Source organism: Runella rosea (assembly GCF_003325355.1).
In the GTDB taxonomy this organism is placed as follows: Bacteria; Bacteroidota; Bacteroidia; order Cytophagales; family Spirosomataceae; genus Runella; species Runella rosea.
The window spans coordinates 3,835,274-3,851,611 of record NZ_CP030850.1 but is presented as its reverse complement, the minus strand read 5'-3'; the positions used below and the strand labels follow the sequence as shown (position 1 = coordinate 3,851,611).

The 16,338-nt window shown below is 42.2% G+C and carries 14 protein-coding genes; 10 read left to right on the top strand and 4 right to left on the bottom strand.

Annotation, left to right across the window (positions count from 1 at the left end; translation table 11 throughout):
* Positions 1-18: 18 nt before the first annotated feature.
* The 3 genes from DR864_RS16130 (at position 19) to DR864_RS16120 (ending at position 2,753) form a co-directional block, all read left to right on the top strand.
* Entirely contained in the window at positions 19-1,281 is a 1,263-nt protein-coding gene (locus DR864_RS16130) for a glycosyltransferase family protein (RefSeq protein WP_162793882.1), read from the top strand.
* Positions 1,254-2,042 (top strand): polyprenol monophosphomannose synthase, encoded by a 789-nt coding sequence (locus DR864_RS16125; protein WP_114067953.1) that lies wholly within the window; start codon positions 1,254-1,256, stop codon positions 2,040-2,042. Before DR864_RS16130 ends, DR864_RS16125 begins: the two co-directional genes overlap by 28 nt.
* Positions 2,043-2,213: 171 nt before the next feature.
* Positions 2,214-2,753 (top strand): YceI family protein, encoded by a 540-nt coding sequence (locus tag DR864_RS16120; protein WP_114067952.1) that lies wholly within the window; start codon positions 2,214-2,216, stop codon positions 2,751-2,753.
* A 77-nt stretch (positions 2,754-2,830) separates the two neighbouring features.
* Here DR864_RS16120 and DR864_RS16115 read toward each other — a convergent pair whose 3' ends face one another.
* The 4 genes from DR864_RS16115 to DR864_RS16100 all read right to left on the bottom strand — a co-directional run bounded on the left by DR864_RS16115 (position 2,831) and on the right by DR864_RS16100 (position 10,699).
* Positions 2,831-3,859 (bottom strand): lytic transglycosylase domain-containing protein, encoded by a 1,029-nt coding sequence (locus DR864_RS16115; protein ID WP_162793880.1) that lies wholly within the window; start codon positions 3,857-3,859, stop codon positions 2,831-2,833.
* A 342-nt stretch (positions 3,860-4,201) separates the two neighbouring features.
* Positions 4,202-5,692 (bottom strand): GH3 auxin-responsive promoter family protein, encoded by a 1,491-nt coding sequence (locus tag DR864_RS16110; protein WP_114067950.1) that lies wholly within the window; start codon positions 5,690-5,692, stop codon positions 4,202-4,204.
* A 147-nt stretch (positions 5,693-5,839) separates the two neighbouring features.
* Entirely contained in the window at positions 5,840-8,311 is a 2,472-nt protein-coding gene (locus DR864_RS16105) for an OmpA family protein (protein WP_114067949.1), read from the bottom strand.
* Between the two features lie 63 nt (positions 8,312-8,374).
* Positions 8,375-10,699: a T9SS type B sorting domain-containing protein gene (locus tag DR864_RS16100; RefSeq protein WP_114067948.1), complete on the bottom strand. Its 2,325-nt coding sequence runs from the start codon at positions 10,697-10,699 to the stop codon at positions 8,375-8,377.
* A 148-nt stretch (positions 10,700-10,847) separates the two neighbouring features.
* On the opposite strand from DR864_RS16100, the gene DR864_RS16095 reads away from it, so the two are divergent.
* The 7 genes from DR864_RS16095 to DR864_RS16065 all read left to right on the top strand — a co-directional run bounded on the left by DR864_RS16095 (position 10,848) and on the right by DR864_RS16065 (position 16,309).
* Positions 10,848-11,675 (top strand): SDR family oxidoreductase, encoded by an 828-nt coding sequence (locus DR864_RS16095; RefSeq protein WP_114067947.1) that lies wholly within the window; start codon positions 10,848-10,850, stop codon positions 11,673-11,675.
* A gap of 462 nt (positions 11,676-12,137) precedes the next feature.
* Complete coding sequence (locus DR864_RS16090; RefSeq protein ID WP_114067946.1) at positions 12,138-12,971, top strand: MotA/TolQ/ExbB proton channel family protein; 834 nt, start codon at positions 12,138-12,140, stop codon at positions 12,969-12,971.
* A 104-nt stretch (positions 12,972-13,075) separates the two neighbouring features.
* Complete coding sequence (locus DR864_RS16085) at positions 13,076-13,702, top strand: ExbD/TolR family protein (RefSeq protein WP_114067945.1); 627 nt, start codon at positions 13,076-13,078, stop codon at positions 13,700-13,702.
* A gap of 33 nt (positions 13,703-13,735) precedes the next feature.
* Positions 13,736-14,305 carry an ExbD/TolR family protein gene (locus DR864_RS16080; RefSeq protein WP_114067944.1) on the top strand — a complete coding sequence of 190 codons (570 nt, stop codon included), beginning with the start codon at positions 13,736-13,738 and terminating at the stop codon, positions 14,303-14,305.
* A gap of 36 nt (positions 14,306-14,341) precedes the next feature.
* The gene (locus tag DR864_RS16075) at positions 14,342-15,169 is read left to right on the top strand and encodes an energy transducer TonB (protein ID WP_114067943.1); all 828 of its coding nucleotides are present in this window, start codon (positions 14,342-14,344) and stop codon (positions 15,167-15,169) included.
* 5 nt (positions 15,170-15,174) lie between these two features.
* Entirely contained in the window at positions 15,175-15,393 is a 219-nt protein-coding gene (locus tag DR864_RS16070; RefSeq protein ID WP_114067942.1) for a hypothetical protein, read from the top strand.
* A complete protein-coding gene (locus DR864_RS16065) occupies positions 15,338-16,309 on the top strand; it encodes a PstS family phosphate ABC transporter substrate-binding protein (RefSeq protein WP_114067941.1) in 972 nt (323 codons plus the stop codon). Before DR864_RS16070 ends, DR864_RS16065 begins: the two co-directional genes overlap by 56 nt.
* Positions 16,310-16,338: the final 29 nt, after the last annotated feature.

Here is a 16,338-nt window from a genome sequence, read left to right as displayed (position 1 = left end):
TCCACTTAAATAATAGGCATGAATTCAGCCCTGTTTAGAAAAAATATACTTGTTTTTGTAGGGTTGTTTGTGTGTTTTGAGGTGGTGGTAACCCTTCGTAATTTTTCGGTTCATTTAGGGGACTTGCAGGTTTACTATGACCTTTCTAAAAATATAGTTGTGAACAGGCTAGTTCCTTACCATGATTTTAGGTTGGAATACCCGCCGTTTGCTATTCTTACTATGTTGTTTCCCCAATTGTTGTGTCAAATTGGAGATACTGGTTTTGATGGCTTTGTGGTCTTTTTTGCGCTGCAAAATATTATTTTCGGCTTTTATACAGGGAGGGTTGCTTTTAAAATAGCGAATACATTTTTAGAAGAATCTAAAGTGCAGGAGATACGCCTAATTTATTGGGTTTTATGGGTAATCAGTTTGCCGATATTTCTATTCAGGTATGATGCGTTTGTAACTTTTTCAACTATTCTGGTCGTTTATTACGTTGTAAAGCAGTCTCCAACAGCTTCTGGCGTATGGTTGGCGGTTGGTATTTTTGCAAAACTATACCCTATTGTTTTTGTAGCGCCAATCATTTTTTATTATTTTGTAAATAAGCAATACCGATTTTTAGGGCTATTTTTAGGGGGAGTGTCGGTGATTTCTGCATTTACAATTGTTGGAATGTATTTTTTGGTGGGCGAGGATGTATTGTCTTTCCTAAAATATCACCACGTAAGAGGTATTCAGCTTGAAAGTTTAGTAGGAGGATGGTTGGTGCTTTGGAATAAAATAGTTGGAACTCCTCTACAAACAATCGCTAATTTTGGGGCCATTCATCTGGTTACCCCTTTGACCAGACCTTTGTTAAAAGCATTATCGTGGGGATTTCCCGTGGCTTATTTATTGGTTTTGGGAATAATATACCTCTTCTTTCAGAAGCAAAATCGCGTATCTACCGAGATGCTGCTGATTGCTTTTGGAGCAGTGTTACTTTTGTTTTTAGTAAGTAATAAAGTGTTTTCTCCGCAATACTTAATTTGGCTTTTACCGTTTATTCCTTTTTTACGGCCTACAATAATTTATTGTTTTGCCGCGGCGTTTATCTTTACAATAGTTATTTATCCAGGCTCGTATCACCGCTTGGTTGAAATGAAGTTGTTGTGGGTAATAATGCTGAACTTACGAAATGGCCTGATAGTTGCCATGTTGATGTTGGCTCTTTTTTCGATGCCTTTTTTGAATAGAATTAATATTAATTTAAAACGAAAAAACATATGGGAATCTTCAAAGAGAATCTTGTAGTCATTCCTACCTATAATGAAATTGAAAATATTGAGGCTATTATCCGTAAGGTATTTAGTTTGTCTCACCCTTTTGACGTGCTCGTTGTAGATGATGGTTCTCCTGATGGTACTGCGTTGAAAGTGAAAGAGCTTCAGCAGGAGTATCCTGGTCAATTGCACTTGCTTGAACGCAAAGGGAAGCAGGGGCTTGGTACTGCTTATATTCATGGATTTCAATGGGCATTTGGAGAAGGATATCGTTATTTATTTGAAATGGACGCTGATTTCTCCCATAACCCTGACGATTTGGTTCGTTTGTATACGGCCTGTGCAAAAGATGGAAATGATGTGGCCATTGGCTCTCGGTATATCAAAGGGGTAAATGTGGTCAATTGGCCGATGGGGCGCGTTTTAATGTCTTATTTTGCAGGCGTCTACGTTCGTTTCATAACGGGGATGGAAATTATGGACCCCACCGCTGGTTTTATTTGCTATAAGCGTGAAGTTTTGCAGGGGATTGGCTTAAACGATATTCGTTTTGTAGGCTATGCTTTTCAAATCGAAATGAAATTTAACACGTGGAAATATGGCTATAAAATAACAGAAGTGCCTATCATTTTTACAGACCGGACCAAAGGCGTTTCGAAAATGTCCACTAAGATTTTTAAGGAAGCGGTTTTGGGGGTACTCTATTTAAAAATTAGAAGTTTTTTTAAAACCTACATTCCTAAAATAGAAGCTGAGGGGGCTCTTAAAGCCTCCGTTACAGAAATGGTATAAACCTGATACGGATTGCAGCCGTTTCTCCCTGAAGTTGCTGGTAAGCAAACCCTTGCTGGCAACTTTTTTTATGCCCTAAAAAAAATATTTAAAAAATGTCTTGACATTTAATGTATATACACATAAATTTGTGTCATCAATTTTTGATTTACACAAAACTTACATAAGACAATGTCAACATTAAAAACTGCTTGGGTAGCTGACCCAACACACTCAGAAGTACAATTTAAAGTAAAGCACTTAGTAATTTCGACCGTAACGGGCAGCTTTAAGTCATTTGAAGCATCTGCCGAAACGGATGGCGATAGTTTTGAAGGCGCATCCGTAAAGTTCAGTGCCGATGTTAACAGCATTGATACCAACATGGAGCAGCGGGATGCTCACCTTAAAAGTGCCGATTTTTTTGATGCCGAAAATTTTCCTACGCTTTCATTTGTATCTACCTCATTGACTAAAAAGAGTGATGATGAGTACGTTTTGACTGGCGATTTGACCATGCGAGGTGTAACTAAATCTGTAACCCTTTCTGCCGAGTATGGTGGGCAAATGGTTGATTTTTATGGTAATACGAAAGTAGGATTTGAAATTGCTGGTAAAGTCAACCGTAAAGAATTTGGTTTAAACTGGGCGGCTGTTACTGAAGCGGGCGGAATTGTGGTAAGCGATGAAGTGAAACTGCACATCAATATCCAGTTGATTAAACAAGCTTAATAGAATTAAAATTTCTAGTTCAAACAAAAAGCGTCATCTCGAAGGAGATGACGCTTTTTGTTTGAAAATACAGCGTACTAAACTAAACTGGAGTTTAATTGAGGAGTACGCGCCACTCTGCTACGAGCCTCAGCCAATAAAGCTTTCAGATCGTTTCGTCGGCGAGTGTTGACTCGGGGCGCTCTCCACCAATACAGATTCGTTTTAGAGTCAGTATTTTGGGCAAACTCCAACTCGTCGATTGACTCAGGAGGCGTGTAACGGAAGATACCGTTCCGCTTAAACGATAACGAAATCAAATCGTCAAAACCTGTTAAAAGCCCTTCATCCAAAGTAGCCGTCGTTTCTTCGGTGAGAAACTCGTTTGTCTTAGGAGACTTTACTTTTATTTTTAAAGGGGCAATCAAGCCCAGTGCCAGTCCATGTTGTCGGATGAATTTTTGGAGAGTCATCTCTTCACTAATCACCGACTTGTACAGTTCGGGGCGGGTAAAAAGCTCCTTTGCGGCCAAAACTCGGTATAAATAACGACGATTTTCGGCGCTGATGCGAAGATTATAATAACTCGTTTTGCCGCGCGCTGACAAATACCGTCGCACTTTTGTAGGACCAGCATTGTAAGCAGCAGCTACCAACGACCACGAGCCGAGTTGGCGATAAAGGTCTAAAAAGTACTGACAGGCAGCGTGGGTAGATTTGACCAGGTTTTCGCGTTCATCCTTTGGGCCATCAACAATGAGGCCCATCGCGCGAGCTGTGTGGGGCATGAACTGCCAATAGCCATAGGCTCCTTTGTGGGAGATGGCCTTAGGGTTGAGCGCACTTTCTACTACACACAAGTACTTAAAATCCAGCGGAACTTGATATTGTTTTAAAATTGGGTCAATGACCTGAAAGAATTTCTGTGCTCTTGGCTTGATTTGATGCAGGGGCATACTGGCCGTGTGGAGCAAAGCAGATTGAAAATACTTGAGTACTTGGCTTTCATAAACTGGGAGTGGCTCATTACAAAAGCGAATACATGAGGATTCATTGAAGCCCTCGGCTTCAGCTCCTAAACTTGACAACAAAAGCGTTGATAGAATGATACATTGTCTTCTTTTCAAAACGATTTTTGGTTAGTGAAACATTGCTAGGTATGCCTTTTAAGAAGGGTAAAGTACCTCGCTTTTCAATAGCTGTAAAGCTACATTAACGTAAAGATACGTAAAAATTGTTCAACGTCCTAAAAATTTACCAATAGATTATCAGGCACTTGCAATATAGCGGTCTATATTTTATCGTAGTAAAATAATTATTTAACGGTAATTATATCTAGCAAAAAACGGACCAAACTTGTACTTTTTGCAAATTTGTATTCGGAAGAAATCAACAAATAATTGATGGCATAAAACAGCTAAGCCGTCGTATAAGACGGCTTAGGCAATGAAGATTTAGAGAAAATTTTGTTAGCTTATTGACAGGGAATCAGCAATTTTTCGGTCATTTGCTAAGCGGGGAACCTTATTTTGTCCTCCTAATTTGCCTTGTGAGCGCATATAGTCAATAAAGGCATTTTTTGCCAATGTTGTGATTTTTAAAGGCCGCAAAATGCTACCTGAGACGAGATCGTCATAATAAACGTTTAATTCCGCGAGCCGATGGTCGATATCGAGCGAAAAACGTTCTATATCGTTGGGGGGAGTTGCAAATTCAATGAGCCATTCATGGTAGGGGAGTCCCTCACTCGGGGTCACCATCGGAGCTACCGTAAACTCTACAACTTCAGTTTCGGGCTGCCGTTCCATGGCGTATTTGAGCGCTTTTTCCACTTCTTCACCAATGACGTGTTCTCCAAAAGCAGAAATAAAATGCTTGATGCGCCCCGTGACCAACAGACGATAAGGGTCTTTGGAAACAAATTTAACGGTATCACCAATAGAATAGCCCCAAAGGCCTGCGTTATTGTTGATAATGAGGGCGTAGTTTTTGCCTACTTCGACTTCTTCCAGCGACAAACGTGTTGGTTTTTCGTTAAAAAACTCTTCCGTAGGAATAAACTCGTAGAAAATACCCGTATCAGCCAACAATAACAGACCTTCCGCATACTGAGAATCCTGGTAGGCAATAAAGCCCTCTGAGGCAGGATACATCTCAATGGAGTCTATTTTTTTTCCAATAGACTCATACAACTTGGCCCGATAAGGTTCAAAATTGACCCCTCCGTAAACAAAGAGTTGAAATTCGGGAAAAACATCTTTGATGGGTTTTCCAGTTCGGGCAATGATGCGATCAAAGTACATCTGTACCCACGGGGGAATGCCCGAAATGAGTGACATGGGCTTCGAAATGGTTTCGTCAATAATCCGTTCCAATTTTTCTTCCCATTCTTCGATGCAATTGGTTTGGTAGCTTGGTAGTTGATTGGTACGCAGATAGGCAGGGACATGATGATTAGAAATGCCCGATAACCGCCCCGTGGGCACGCTTCCTTTGGTATCTAGCACGGGGCTGCCCGATAAAAAAATGAGTTTGTTATCCAAAAATGCCCCTTTGCCAGTTTCATGAATATAGTTGAGCAGCGCGTCGCGGGCGGAATTGATATGATTCGAGATAGAATCTTTGCTGATTGGGATGTATTTTGTCCCTGATGTGGTGCCCGATGTCTTAGCAAAATAGATAGGTTTCCCAGGCCATAAAATATTTTCCTGACCGTCGATTATCTGTTGGATGTATCCTTTTAAGTCTTCATAATCCCGAATGGGAACGGCCTGCTTAAAATCCTCGTATGATGCAACATCCTTAAAAAAATGATCGCGCCCAAAAGCCGTACTTGCGGCAGTTGAGACTAATTTTGTGCGCCATTGATTTTGGGCGGCTGGGGCGTTATACATCCAGTTTTGCTGACTGTTAAAAATGTATTTTGCGAGCGGTTTGCTGAGAAAAGAGCGGAAGCCCATTGTTGAGTCTTTATGGTTTGGGGTCTTTGCAAAAAAGTAAATACATGGACCGAAACCTCAAAAATAGGCGTTTTATGGATTAGGCTCAATAAAAAAGAAAAAGAGGGACCCAGACTAGGCCCCTCTTTTTAAATTAAAAACATTTATTTATCTGATTTCTAGTACTTTAAACTCGGTACGGCGATTTCTCTGATACTCAGCTTCCGTACAAATAACACCATCAACACAACCATTGACGGGGGTACTTTCGCCCATTCCGGTGGGTTTTAGTCTATTTCGGCTAACGCCTTTTGAAACCATGTAGTCAACAACCGCTTGCGCTCTTTTTTGCGAAAGAACCAGGTTGAAGTTGGCATCGCCTCGGCTGTCGGTATGGGAGAGGATTTCGGCCTGCAGAGAAGGATAACGTTTCATGGTAGCAACTACCTTCTCCAATTCACGAGCTGCATCCGGACGAATTCCGTCTTTGCCTTGGTCGTAATAAATATTGTCAAGTTTGACAATATCGCCCTTTTTCAGAAGTCCAATGTCTTTGGAAAGCACTTTGGGTTCGGCTTTTTTGGGAACTCTGTTAATCTTAACGGTATTTGTTCCGTAGGTATCTTTGGAATAAATCAAAGTATAATCACACCCCTCCGCAATCTCAAAATCATAACGCCCGTCGGGGCCAGTAATAGATTCGTATATTTTTTTATCACATTCGTTTCGTAGTTTGACCAAAACCCCCTCGATTGGCTGTCGGTCGGTTTCTGTGCGTACGATTCCCCTCACCCGAGAGTGCTTTAAGTCCGAAACTTCATCTCCTATTGGTATCTTTTTTGATGCGGTTTCGGTAGTTGCCGTAGATATAATATTGCTGGGAGTAAATGTCTCCATGCCCAATTCCAAGCGCGTTGGTTTATCGTCGGTCAAATAGCGGGTCGAGAAACCGATTGTGTTGTCTAAATAACCATTTTTAGAAATATTAAAGATAAAATCGTTGTTGGAAGCGAGGCATAAATGGGCCCAGCCGTTGGCGTCGGTCTGCAACGGTTTATCAGCTTCTGGGCTTTCTGATTTTGATTTAATGGTAATAGTAGCACTGTCGAGAGGCTGTTGGGTTTGGTTATCAAAGACCCTTACCAGTAACTCGCGACATTCATACAGGGAACTCTCACGCGTGAAGCGATAAATATCGTCATCTCCTTCGCGGCGGTTGCTGCTGAAATAGCCTGTCGTTCGGGCGGCATCAGTGATGAGCCCAAAATCGTCGGCTTTGGAGTTGATAGGAGCGTCTAAATGAATCACTTCAATGACTTTTGTGCCGTCTTTACTCAGTACTGCATAATATAAATCCAAGCCACCATAGCCTCCTTTGCGGCCAGCGGTTGAGAAATACAGATTTCCACGGGCGTCGACAAAAGGAAAAACCTCATCCTGTTTTGTATTTAGCTCTTTTCCTAGATTAATAGGGGTTGACCATTGTCCATTATCATACCGCGATACGTAAATATCTTTGCCGCCCATTCCTTTGGGCATATCTGAGACAAAATACAGTAGCGAGCCGTCCTTGCTCAAAGAAGGATGGGCAGTAGAATAATCGTTGCTGTTGAAGGGCAGTTCCTGCACATTCGTCCAGTCGCCATTTCCCCACCGCGCACTGTACAGTTTGAGTTTTATATTATTATCGTCGCTTACTCCTTTTTGGCCTTCGTTAAAGTTATTGCGCGTAAAAATTATTTGGGAGCCGTCGGTCGAAAACGTAACTGGGCCTTCGTGAAATCTTGTATTCAATTCCTTACTAAACGGAACAGCTTTTCCTGATTTAGTCGCTGACTTTTGCCCTCCGGTTGATTCGTCGTTCAAACCATAGCCGCTGTAAGAACCAACGGTAGGGGAATCGTTGGAGGTACTTTTTGTATATGAGTCGCTGCCAAGCTTTCTTGGTTGAGTGGGAGCGGGTAGCTGGCGTGCCTCTTTTATTTCAGCTTCTGTTCCATCAGCATTCAGGGTAGTCAAGGCTCTGATTTCACTTTCTTTATTGACAAAAAACAAATCTAAATATCCTTTTTCGGTAGATTCTGAAGAAACTGCACCAGCGGCTTTCCCCGAAACAAACACCAACCCATCTTTGTAATACATGGGACTGAACTCGGCGTTGGAGGTATTGATGGCAAGGTAGTCGAGACGATACGTGATGCGCTTCTTAGTATAGTTTTCTACGCCCTGATTTTTTTGAGTTTCGGCCAGTTTATGGCTTTGATAGAGGTCGTAATATTTTTCGGATTCCTGCATTTTACCGTTATTGGCAAGCGCTTTTGCAAAATTTAAATAGTGGGACGCGGGCAACTCACTAAGAGAGCCTTCGCTGAGGATGGTTTTATAAAATTCTTCCGATTTTACGTTGTCTCCAAGATTGAAGTAAGATGAAGCTAAGTTCAATAGTACTTGTTGGCGCTGCGGAATAGGTAATAGATTTTGACTCAGTATCTCCTGATATAGAGCTACTGCTTTGGCATAGGCTTGGGTGTCAAAGTGCCGGTTGGCTTGCTGTAATAACGATTCTCTCCCTGGAGTTTGTGCCAGTGTAACGGCGGAGAAAAGTAGTGCCAAACAAAAATATTTAAGTTTAATCATCATGGGTATATGCTTTTAAGTCCCCTGCATATCAGCTAATTGAGATATTGTTTTAACGAATGGGTTTTAGCGATTTATTGTTAAAAATTTCGAAAATTCCCGTCCGTCACTTAATCTTATAATGTAGAAGTAAGTGCCAGTAGAGATATTATTTTGGGAGTTAATACCCCCGTTCCAATCATTTTTATAATCTTCATTTCGGTACACAAGACCACCCCATCGGTTATACACTTCTAACAAGGCGGTGAGGCCCATTGGTTTTTTTACCACTAAAAAATCGTTGATACCATCAGAGTTGGGCGAAAATCCTTCTGGAAGAAATAAGTCATTCCCAGCATCTTTCAAAGTATTTAGCGCCACAATGGTAGGCACTGAATCGTCGGTTGGGTCTTCATTTTGATTAAGGTCAGGCCAATTTCCATTGGTCGATTGGTCAGTACAAAAATTCCTATTTACATCTTCGGCCCGTGCATAGGCGGTATTATAAAATAAACTGTCTTTTGCATTGGCTGTATTGATGACTGCTTTAAGGGTTACACTAAAGGTTTGCCCTGACAACAAAGAGCCAGATTCCTGCGTCAAGAGGCTGTAGTGACCGTTTTGTCCTGTGTAAGCGGTGTCAATGGTAAGTGCTGAAACAAGGTCAATGGCCTTTACTATTGGTTTGCCTACAATAATTGCGCCATTTTTGAAAACCTGATCTAAGCTGTCTATGAGTTCGATTCGCTTGAGTTCGTTCTTGCCCATGTTGACAATTTGAATAGTGTACTCAATTTCAAATAGTTGTGCCGAAAGCCGTGACCATCCATTTAGTAATTTATTGACGCCGATAATTTCTTTGGGAGACGATGGTGCGGCCTTAATTTCCAATTCCTTCACATCCACACCTGCTTGGCAGGGGCCTTCGTTGTCAGGGTCGTCGCTAGAAAAATGAATAGATACCTTTCCTGCCTGACGGTCTTCTGGGGATGGAGTGTAAATCACCGATAGCCCAATCGTCGTATTGAAGACTCCTGTACCGTTGGTTTTCCATTGACCCGTGGCAGCGACGCCCCCAGTTTTGCCTTCCAGTAGATAATTGCCCGCTGTCGTCAGTTCAGTTTTAACAATTGCAGCCGTTGCAGGATTCGTACTGCAAATCGGCAAGGCATTCTGACAGGCGTTAATTGTTGTTGTGACAGGAGTTGCTTCACTGTAGCAACCTTCTTTATTTCGGGCAAACAGGTAGAAGGTACGGCTTTCCGCAATGGCCCCCACTTCCGAGACTAATGGAGAAGCGGGAGAGTCGCTAGTGTGGGCCTCATGGTAAACACCTGCCACTGCTTTGATTGTAATAGCAGAGGATAAATCAACGGTTGTATAAGGGCATTCATTTTTTAATTCCTGTACAGTCTGAGGTTTGGCAGGCGTGGACCCTTTGGTATATATTATAATAGGAGAAGAAAAATTGCTTTGGCAGGTGCCTTGCTCACAAATTGCTGAGTAGGAGGTTGTTTCGGTTGGAGAAACATGGATGGTTTGTCCTTCCATTTTCGTACTCCATTTGATGATTCCTGAACAACCTTCGGCCGTAATTGTTAGACTTTCGCCAATGCAAACGGCGCTTTTCGTGGATGTTAACAAGGGTGGTTTGGGAGGCGCAACTTGGATAGTCAGGGTACTTTTGACGGGCTCGCACCCGTCTGTTTCACAAAGGACCCAGTACTCAGTTGTATGGTTGGGTTTGACCGTAATGGCGCTCCCCGTTTCCATTGTTGACCATTTTATTTGCCCTGCACAGTTGCCCGTGGCTGATAAAATAGTACTCTGTCCTTCGCAGATAGTGGGTTGGGATGCTTTTAACCCTAAAGGTTCCCCCCCCATAACCGTAACAATGATATCATCCGCAAAACAACTGACACATCCTTCGGTACGACATGTCGCGGTGTATTTAGCAGTTGATACTGGATAAACAACAATTTCTCTCCCCAGCATCCCGTTAGACCAAATCACCTCACCAGAGCATCCTTTTGTGGTTAGTTTAACAGAATCACCGAAACAGAGCTTAGTTTTTGTAGCCTCAACAACTGGAGTAGCGGGAGTGGAGACCGTAATAACCAGCTCATTTGAGGCTTTGCTTTTACACGCTCCTTTTAGACACACCGCTTTGAATGTCGTCGTTTGAGTCGGATAAACAGTTAGAGTTGCTCCCGTCTTTTTAGTTGACCACTCAACAGTTCCATCACATCCTGTGGCCTTTAACACTACCGGTTGCCCTGCACAACTGACTTGTTTTTGGCAACTGATGGTAGGCGCGGCTAAACTGTCACAATTTTCCTGCGCTGTTGCTGAGGTATGGTAACTAAACAGGACAGCTATTATAACCAGATATGATGTCGAGCGTAATTTCATACTTTGATTTTTAGACTCAATGTAGAATTATATTTTTTCTATAATTGAGGTCACTTACCTTCGTGTAAACATTGTTTAGATTTCAAATCATAAATCGTGCCAATAGTACTTTCATAATTGCGATAAAACCCTTACTATTTACCAAAACATGAACCATTTTCAAGGAAAAACGGCCTTTATTACGGGCGCAAGCCGAGGTATTGGACTGGCTATTGGGCTGCGTTTGGCGCAGGAGGGAGCCAATGTCGTCATTGCTGCCAAGACGACAGAACCCCATCCCAAGTTACCAGGGACCATCTACACGGCGGCGGCGGAAATTGAGGCTGCTGGAGGCAAAGCTTTGCCCTTAATTGTGGATGTTCGTGAAGAACAACAGGTATATGATGCGGTTGAAGAAGCCGTAAAGGTTTTTGGCGGAATTGATATTCTGGTCAATAATGCCAGCGCAATTCAGTTGACTCCAACCCTAATGACCGATATGAAGCGGTATGATCTAATGCATCAAATCAATACCCGAGGCACCTTTCTTACCAGCAAAGCCTGTTTGCCTTATCTGCTCAAAGCGGCCAATCCCCACGTATTGAATCTGTCGCCGCCGCTCAACATGGAAGCTCGTTGGTTTGCTCCTCATGTAGCCTATACCATGGCCAAATTTGGGATGAGCATGTGCGTATTGGGGATGGCGTCAGAGTTTCGTAAGCAAGGGGTGGCTTTCAATGCGCTGTGGCCTAAAACTGCCATTGCAACGGCCGCAGTTCGGAATCTTTTGGGAGGAGAGCAATCCATACAAAGATGTCGAAAACCAGAAATTATGGCCGATGCTGCCTATGCTGTTTTGAGTAGAGACAGCCGCGAGTGTACAGGCAATTTTTTCATTGATGAAGAGGTCTTGCGTGAGAGTGGGGTCACAAATTTCGACAAGTACAAGTACACTGAAGTGAATGACAGCGAACTGCTGCCAGATTTTTTTATTTAATTTTAACCATCAGCGCCTCCCTTGGGCTTGGGTGTTCAAAGAAACTTCTTAGGTTTTTTCGGGGAGGTAGAAAATTTAAATAGAGTAAAATGTGATTGCCAATTACTTTGGAATAAGCTTTGGAAATTGTACCTAATATTATTGTCAAACTAAGTATTTTGCTTGATAATACAGCAGTTACGTTTGAGAGAGCAATCGGTAAAATGTCCTTAGGAAGAAAGATTTTCTTATTTAACGGTTGATTAAATGGGAAGGATTTAAAAAAAAATAAAAAAAACTAACAATCAATTTGACAGTTTTTTTTCTGAAATCTTATAGCTTTGTACCGCATTTTTTATAAGTATTTTAAGAAATCACCAACAAAAATTTTCTTGGTTAAAGCATTAACCGTTTAAAATTTTCGTTTTCTTTACAGCGCAAACACTTAAACTATTTTTCAATTAAACCCTAAAAGTAAGTCTGATGGAAAAGAAGGCTACATCTCCCGCACCGGCCAAGGCGGCCGCTCCCAAAAAATCAGCTGGTGGTCTTAACCCCATTCTGGTCATTCCTGTATTATTGGTTATCGCTTACCTCGTTTATACGTTTATCTGCGGTGACCCTAGTCACTTTGTAGACGGAGACCACGAAAAAGGGCCAAAATCAGGTGATTATTTCGGTATCGTTTATGAAGGGGGACCTATCGTACCTTTGTTGTTTACCTGTTTCTTAACGGTATTGGTTTTCTCAATTGAGCGTTTCTTTATCCTTGGCCGTGCCAATGGTTCAGGTTCAATTGATGAGTTTGTTCGCAAAGTGAAAGCCCTTCTTGACAAAAATGAAATTGAAGCGGCTATCAAAGAGTGTGACAAACAAAAAGGTTCAGTTGGTAACGTTGTTAAAACAGCGCTTCACAAGTTCATCGAGCTTCGTACAGAAACCGAACTGACCAAAGATCAAAAATTGGCGGCTCTTCAGAAAGAAGTTGAAGAAGCAACCAGCCTTGAGTTGCCTATGCTTGAGAAAAACTTAACCATTATCGCAACCTTGGCGTCTGTTTCTACCTTGACGGCTCTTCTTGGAACGGTATTGGGTATGATTCGTGCGTTTGCCGCTATGGGTAACACTGGTGCTCCTGATACTGGTGCTCTTGCAACAGGTATCTCTGAAGCACTTGTAAACACGGCTCTCGGTATCGGTACTGCGGCTATTGCTACAATCATGTACAGCTACTTTACAAGCCGTATTGATACGTTGACTTACAAAATTGACGAAATCGGTCTGAGCATCCAGCAAAATTTCTCAGCTCATAACTAAGAGTTGATGGAGTAAATGTTATATATAAAAAAATTATATATAAATATTTGCTTTGTATTTGTTCGTGTTCTACATTTGTATTGTCAATTTAAAACGAAAGTAATATGCCTGCTCTAAAACCCAAGCGGAATTATCCGATGATGGACATGACGGCGATGTGTGACGTAGCCTTTCTGCTGCTGACCTTCTTTATCTTGACGGCTCAGTTCAAAGCACAAGATGCGGCAACCATCGAAACGCCCTCGTCTATATCGGCTATCAAAGTTCCCGATAAGGACATTATGATTATTAGCATAGGCAAAGACGGAAAAGTTTATTTTGGAGTGGATAACCAGCAAACGCGCCTCGCTATGCTGGATAATATTACCCAAACAGAAGGAGTACAATTTACTGACAAACAGAAAAAAGTATTCTCTCTCCAAGCTAACTTCGGTGTTCCAATCCGTTCTTTACCTCAGTGGCTTAACGTAGGTGTGACTAATCCTGATAAAATGAAGGATGTGCCACAACCGGGTATTCCAACTGACTCAACTTCACAAAACGAGTTGGCTAAGTGGATTTACCAAGCACGCCGTGCCAATCCCCAGCTTCGTATCGCTATCAAAGGTGATAACGTTGCTAAGTTTGCTGTATTTAAGGATGTAATGGGCTCTTTACAGGCACAAAACATCAACAAGTTTAACTTGATTACAGGAACGGAGGCTCCCCCCGCTGGCTGGAAAGCAGAATAATTAACCAAACCACTATTAAAAATCTTTTAAGAAATGGCAGATATAGCACAAGGTGGTGGTGGCGGACACGGTGATAAGAAAGTCCGCAGTAAAAAAGCCTCTACACGCGTAGATATGACTCCGATGGTGGACTTGGGCTTCCTGCTCATTACGTTCTTCATCTTGGCTACTACGCTTAGCAAGCCTTCTTCGATGTCGTTAGCGGTGCCTGATAAGCAGACAGATGTAAAAGAACAGCAATCAGAACCGCTAAAGGCCTCCAAAGTATTGACGTTGTTCTTGGCAAAAGACAATACCGTATGGGCTCTTGATCGGATTGCGGCTGATGACGACAAAGCCAAAACCGACTTGAAAAAAGTCTCTTTTGGTCCTGATTTGCGTACGTTGATTTTTCAATCACAGGCACAGGTAGACCGTGAACACGGAAAAGATGATAAAGGCTTAAGTCAATTTGTAGTCGTTATCAAACCTTTAAAGAGTAGTACCTACAAAAATATGGTAGACGCTCTTGATGAGATGGCAGTAACAAGAAGTAAACGTTACGCCCTCGTAGATGCACTTACGACTGCTGAGAAAGAGCTTTTAGGAGACAAAGCAGAATAATTGTATTTTATTTTATTAAAAAAATAACCAAACGCAATGGCTGAAAATAAAGCATCCGCGGTAACTCTCGACGATATTATCTTCGAGAACCGCAATAAAGCGTATGGTGCGTATGACCTGAGAAAAGTATACCGTCCAACGCTGACCAAATCCATGTTTATTGGTATCGGTCTGTTTGTATTGGCCATGCTTTCTCCGGCCCTCATCAGTCTGATTCCGCAGAAAGAAGAAGAACAATTCATGTCGGAAATTGACCTGATGAAGATTCCGCCACCGCCAATCGACCCTAACGAGCCACCTCCGCCGCCACCTCCGCCAATTGAGGTGCCAAAAGTGGCTACCATCAAATTTCTTCCTCCTGAAGTGAAGAAAGATGAAGAAGTACCAGAAGAAACGCCACCTCCAGTAGTGGAAGAACTTGAAAAGGCAGTAGTTGCTGACAAAACACAGGAAGGTGATGAGAATGCCCAAGAGGCAATTATCGCCCCTGAAGAAACCGCTCCTGTAAAAGAAGAGGTGAAAGTTGTAGAAGCAGCTCCTGTTGAAGAACAAGTGTTCCAAGTCGTAGAGCAAAACCCAGAATTCCCAGGAGGATTAAGTGCACTCGGGCAATACTTAGGTAAAAATATCAAGTATCCCCCTGCTGCATCCCGTGCTAACGTATCTGGAAGAGTATTTTTAACATTCGTAGTAAATACGGATGGTAGTATTCAGGATATTGCAGTGCTCAAAGGTTTGGGATTCGGCTGCGACGAAGAAGCTATTCGAGTTGTAAAAGGTATGCCTAAATGGAAGCCAGGGAAACAGTCTGGCCGTAACGTGCGGGTAAAATACAACTTACCAATCAGTTTTGTATTGGAATAAGTAGCATGAAGCGTAAACCATTTTACCGGCAACTTTCGTCGATACTTTCGATGAGTATAGGGCTGGCATATTTCGGAGGAGGCCTCTTTTTGGTGGCCTCCTCTGCTACTTTTGGGATGTTACCTTCCGGATTAATCAGGTACCTATTTGGGGGAATGCTGGTCGTGTATGGTGGATATCGATTTTATCGTGGATATATTCAGTACCAAAATGAAGATGTTTAGAGCCTCATTCTTTATACTTTCTGTGCTTTGGATAGTTTCCTGCAAGAGACCTGAAGATTCAACGTCTCACGGCCGGGTTACCATTACTGCGGATGAGTCTCTCCAACCAATGCTTGATCAAGTCTATCAGGCTTATGAGCATACCTTTCCAGAAACGCATTTTGATGTTCGTTACCTTCCTGAACATCAGGCGGCGGCTTTTATGTTGAAAGACAGCGCTCGTCTAGCATTTGTGACCCGTGAGTTTACGGCCGAGGAACAGAAGGTTTTTAAATCCAAAGGAATAAAATACAACCCTCAGCATATTGCCACGGATGGCGTTGCATTATTAATAAACCGTTCTAATCCCGATACACTGATTACACTAGACCAAATATCTGGGATATTTAAAGGAACAATCAAAAGGTGGGGGCAGCTTGGAAGTGCTAATCATGCTGAGGATATTGTTTTGGTATTTGACAATGCCAATTCGAGTAATCTTAATTTTATCATGAAAAAATTTGGCCTGTCGGATGTGAAAGGGCTTAATATTTTTTCGGCAGGGTCAAACAAAAAAGTCATAGAATATGTAAAGCAACACCCCAATGCTCTAGGGTTTATTGGGGTAAGTTGGATAAGTGACGGAGAGGCTCCACTTACGGCCGAACTTTCGCAAGGGCTGCGGGTAATGGGAGTAGCTGAGAAGCCCAATCCTGCCAAAGAAGATTATTATCAGCCCTTTCAAGATGATTTAAAGTGGAGAAGATACCCGCTGCATCGGAAAGTGTACGTTATAAGTCGTGAGATGCATTCGGGTTTAGGGAGTGGATTGGTCAATTATATTATGCGGGATGTGGGGAGTTTAGTTATTGAAAAGTGCGGTCTTTGGCCCGCAAAACCATTTAATCGTGAAGTAATTTTAAAGAAAGAAATATAAAATTTTTCGGTTATCTAACAATTTCATAG

Excerpts from the sequence above, each read along its gene's own strand:
- DR864_RS16130 (WP_162793882.1), top strand. The coding sequence starts at position 19 with ATGAATTCAGCCCTGTTTAGAAAAAATATACTTGTTTTTGTAGGGTTG.
- DR864_RS16125 (WP_114067953.1), top strand. The coding sequence starts at position 1,254 with ATGGGAATCTTCAAAGAGAATCTTGTAGTCATTCCTACCTATAATGAA.
- DR864_RS16120 (WP_114067952.1), top strand. The coding sequence starts at position 2,214 with ATGTCAACATTAAAAACTGCTTGGGTAGCTGACCCAACACACTCAGAA.
- DR864_RS16110 (WP_114067950.1), bottom strand. The coding sequence starts at position 5,692 with ATGGGCTTCCGCTCTTTTCTCAGCAAACCGCTCGCAAAATACATTTTT.
- DR864_RS16105 (WP_114067949.1), bottom strand. The coding sequence starts at position 8,311 with ATGATGATTAAACTTAAATATTTTTGTTTGGCACTACTTTTCTCCGCC.
- DR864_RS16100 (WP_114067948.1), bottom strand. The coding sequence starts at position 10,699 with ATGAAATTACGCTCGACATCATATCTGGTTATAATAGCTGTCCTGTTT.
- DR864_RS16095 (WP_114067947.1), top strand. The coding sequence starts at position 10,848 with ATGAACCATTTTCAAGGAAAAACGGCCTTTATTACGGGCGCAAGCCGA.
- DR864_RS16090 (WP_114067946.1), top strand. The coding sequence starts at position 12,138 with ATGGAAAAGAAGGCTACATCTCCCGCACCGGCCAAGGCGGCCGCTCCC.
- DR864_RS16085 (WP_114067945.1), top strand. The coding sequence starts at position 13,076 with ATGCCTGCTCTAAAACCCAAGCGGAATTATCCGATGATGGACATGACG.
- DR864_RS16080 (WP_114067944.1), top strand. The coding sequence starts at position 13,736 with ATGGCAGATATAGCACAAGGTGGTGGTGGCGGACACGGTGATAAGAAA.
- DR864_RS16075 (WP_114067943.1), top strand. The coding sequence starts at position 14,342 with ATGGCTGAAAATAAAGCATCCGCGGTAACTCTCGACGATATTATCTTC.
- DR864_RS16070 (WP_114067942.1), top strand. The coding sequence starts at position 15,175 with ATGAAGCGTAAACCATTTTACCGGCAACTTTCGTCGATACTTTCGATG.
- DR864_RS16065 (WP_114067941.1), top strand. The coding sequence starts at position 15,338 with ATGGTGGATATCGATTTTATCGTGGATATATTCAGTACCAAAATGAAG.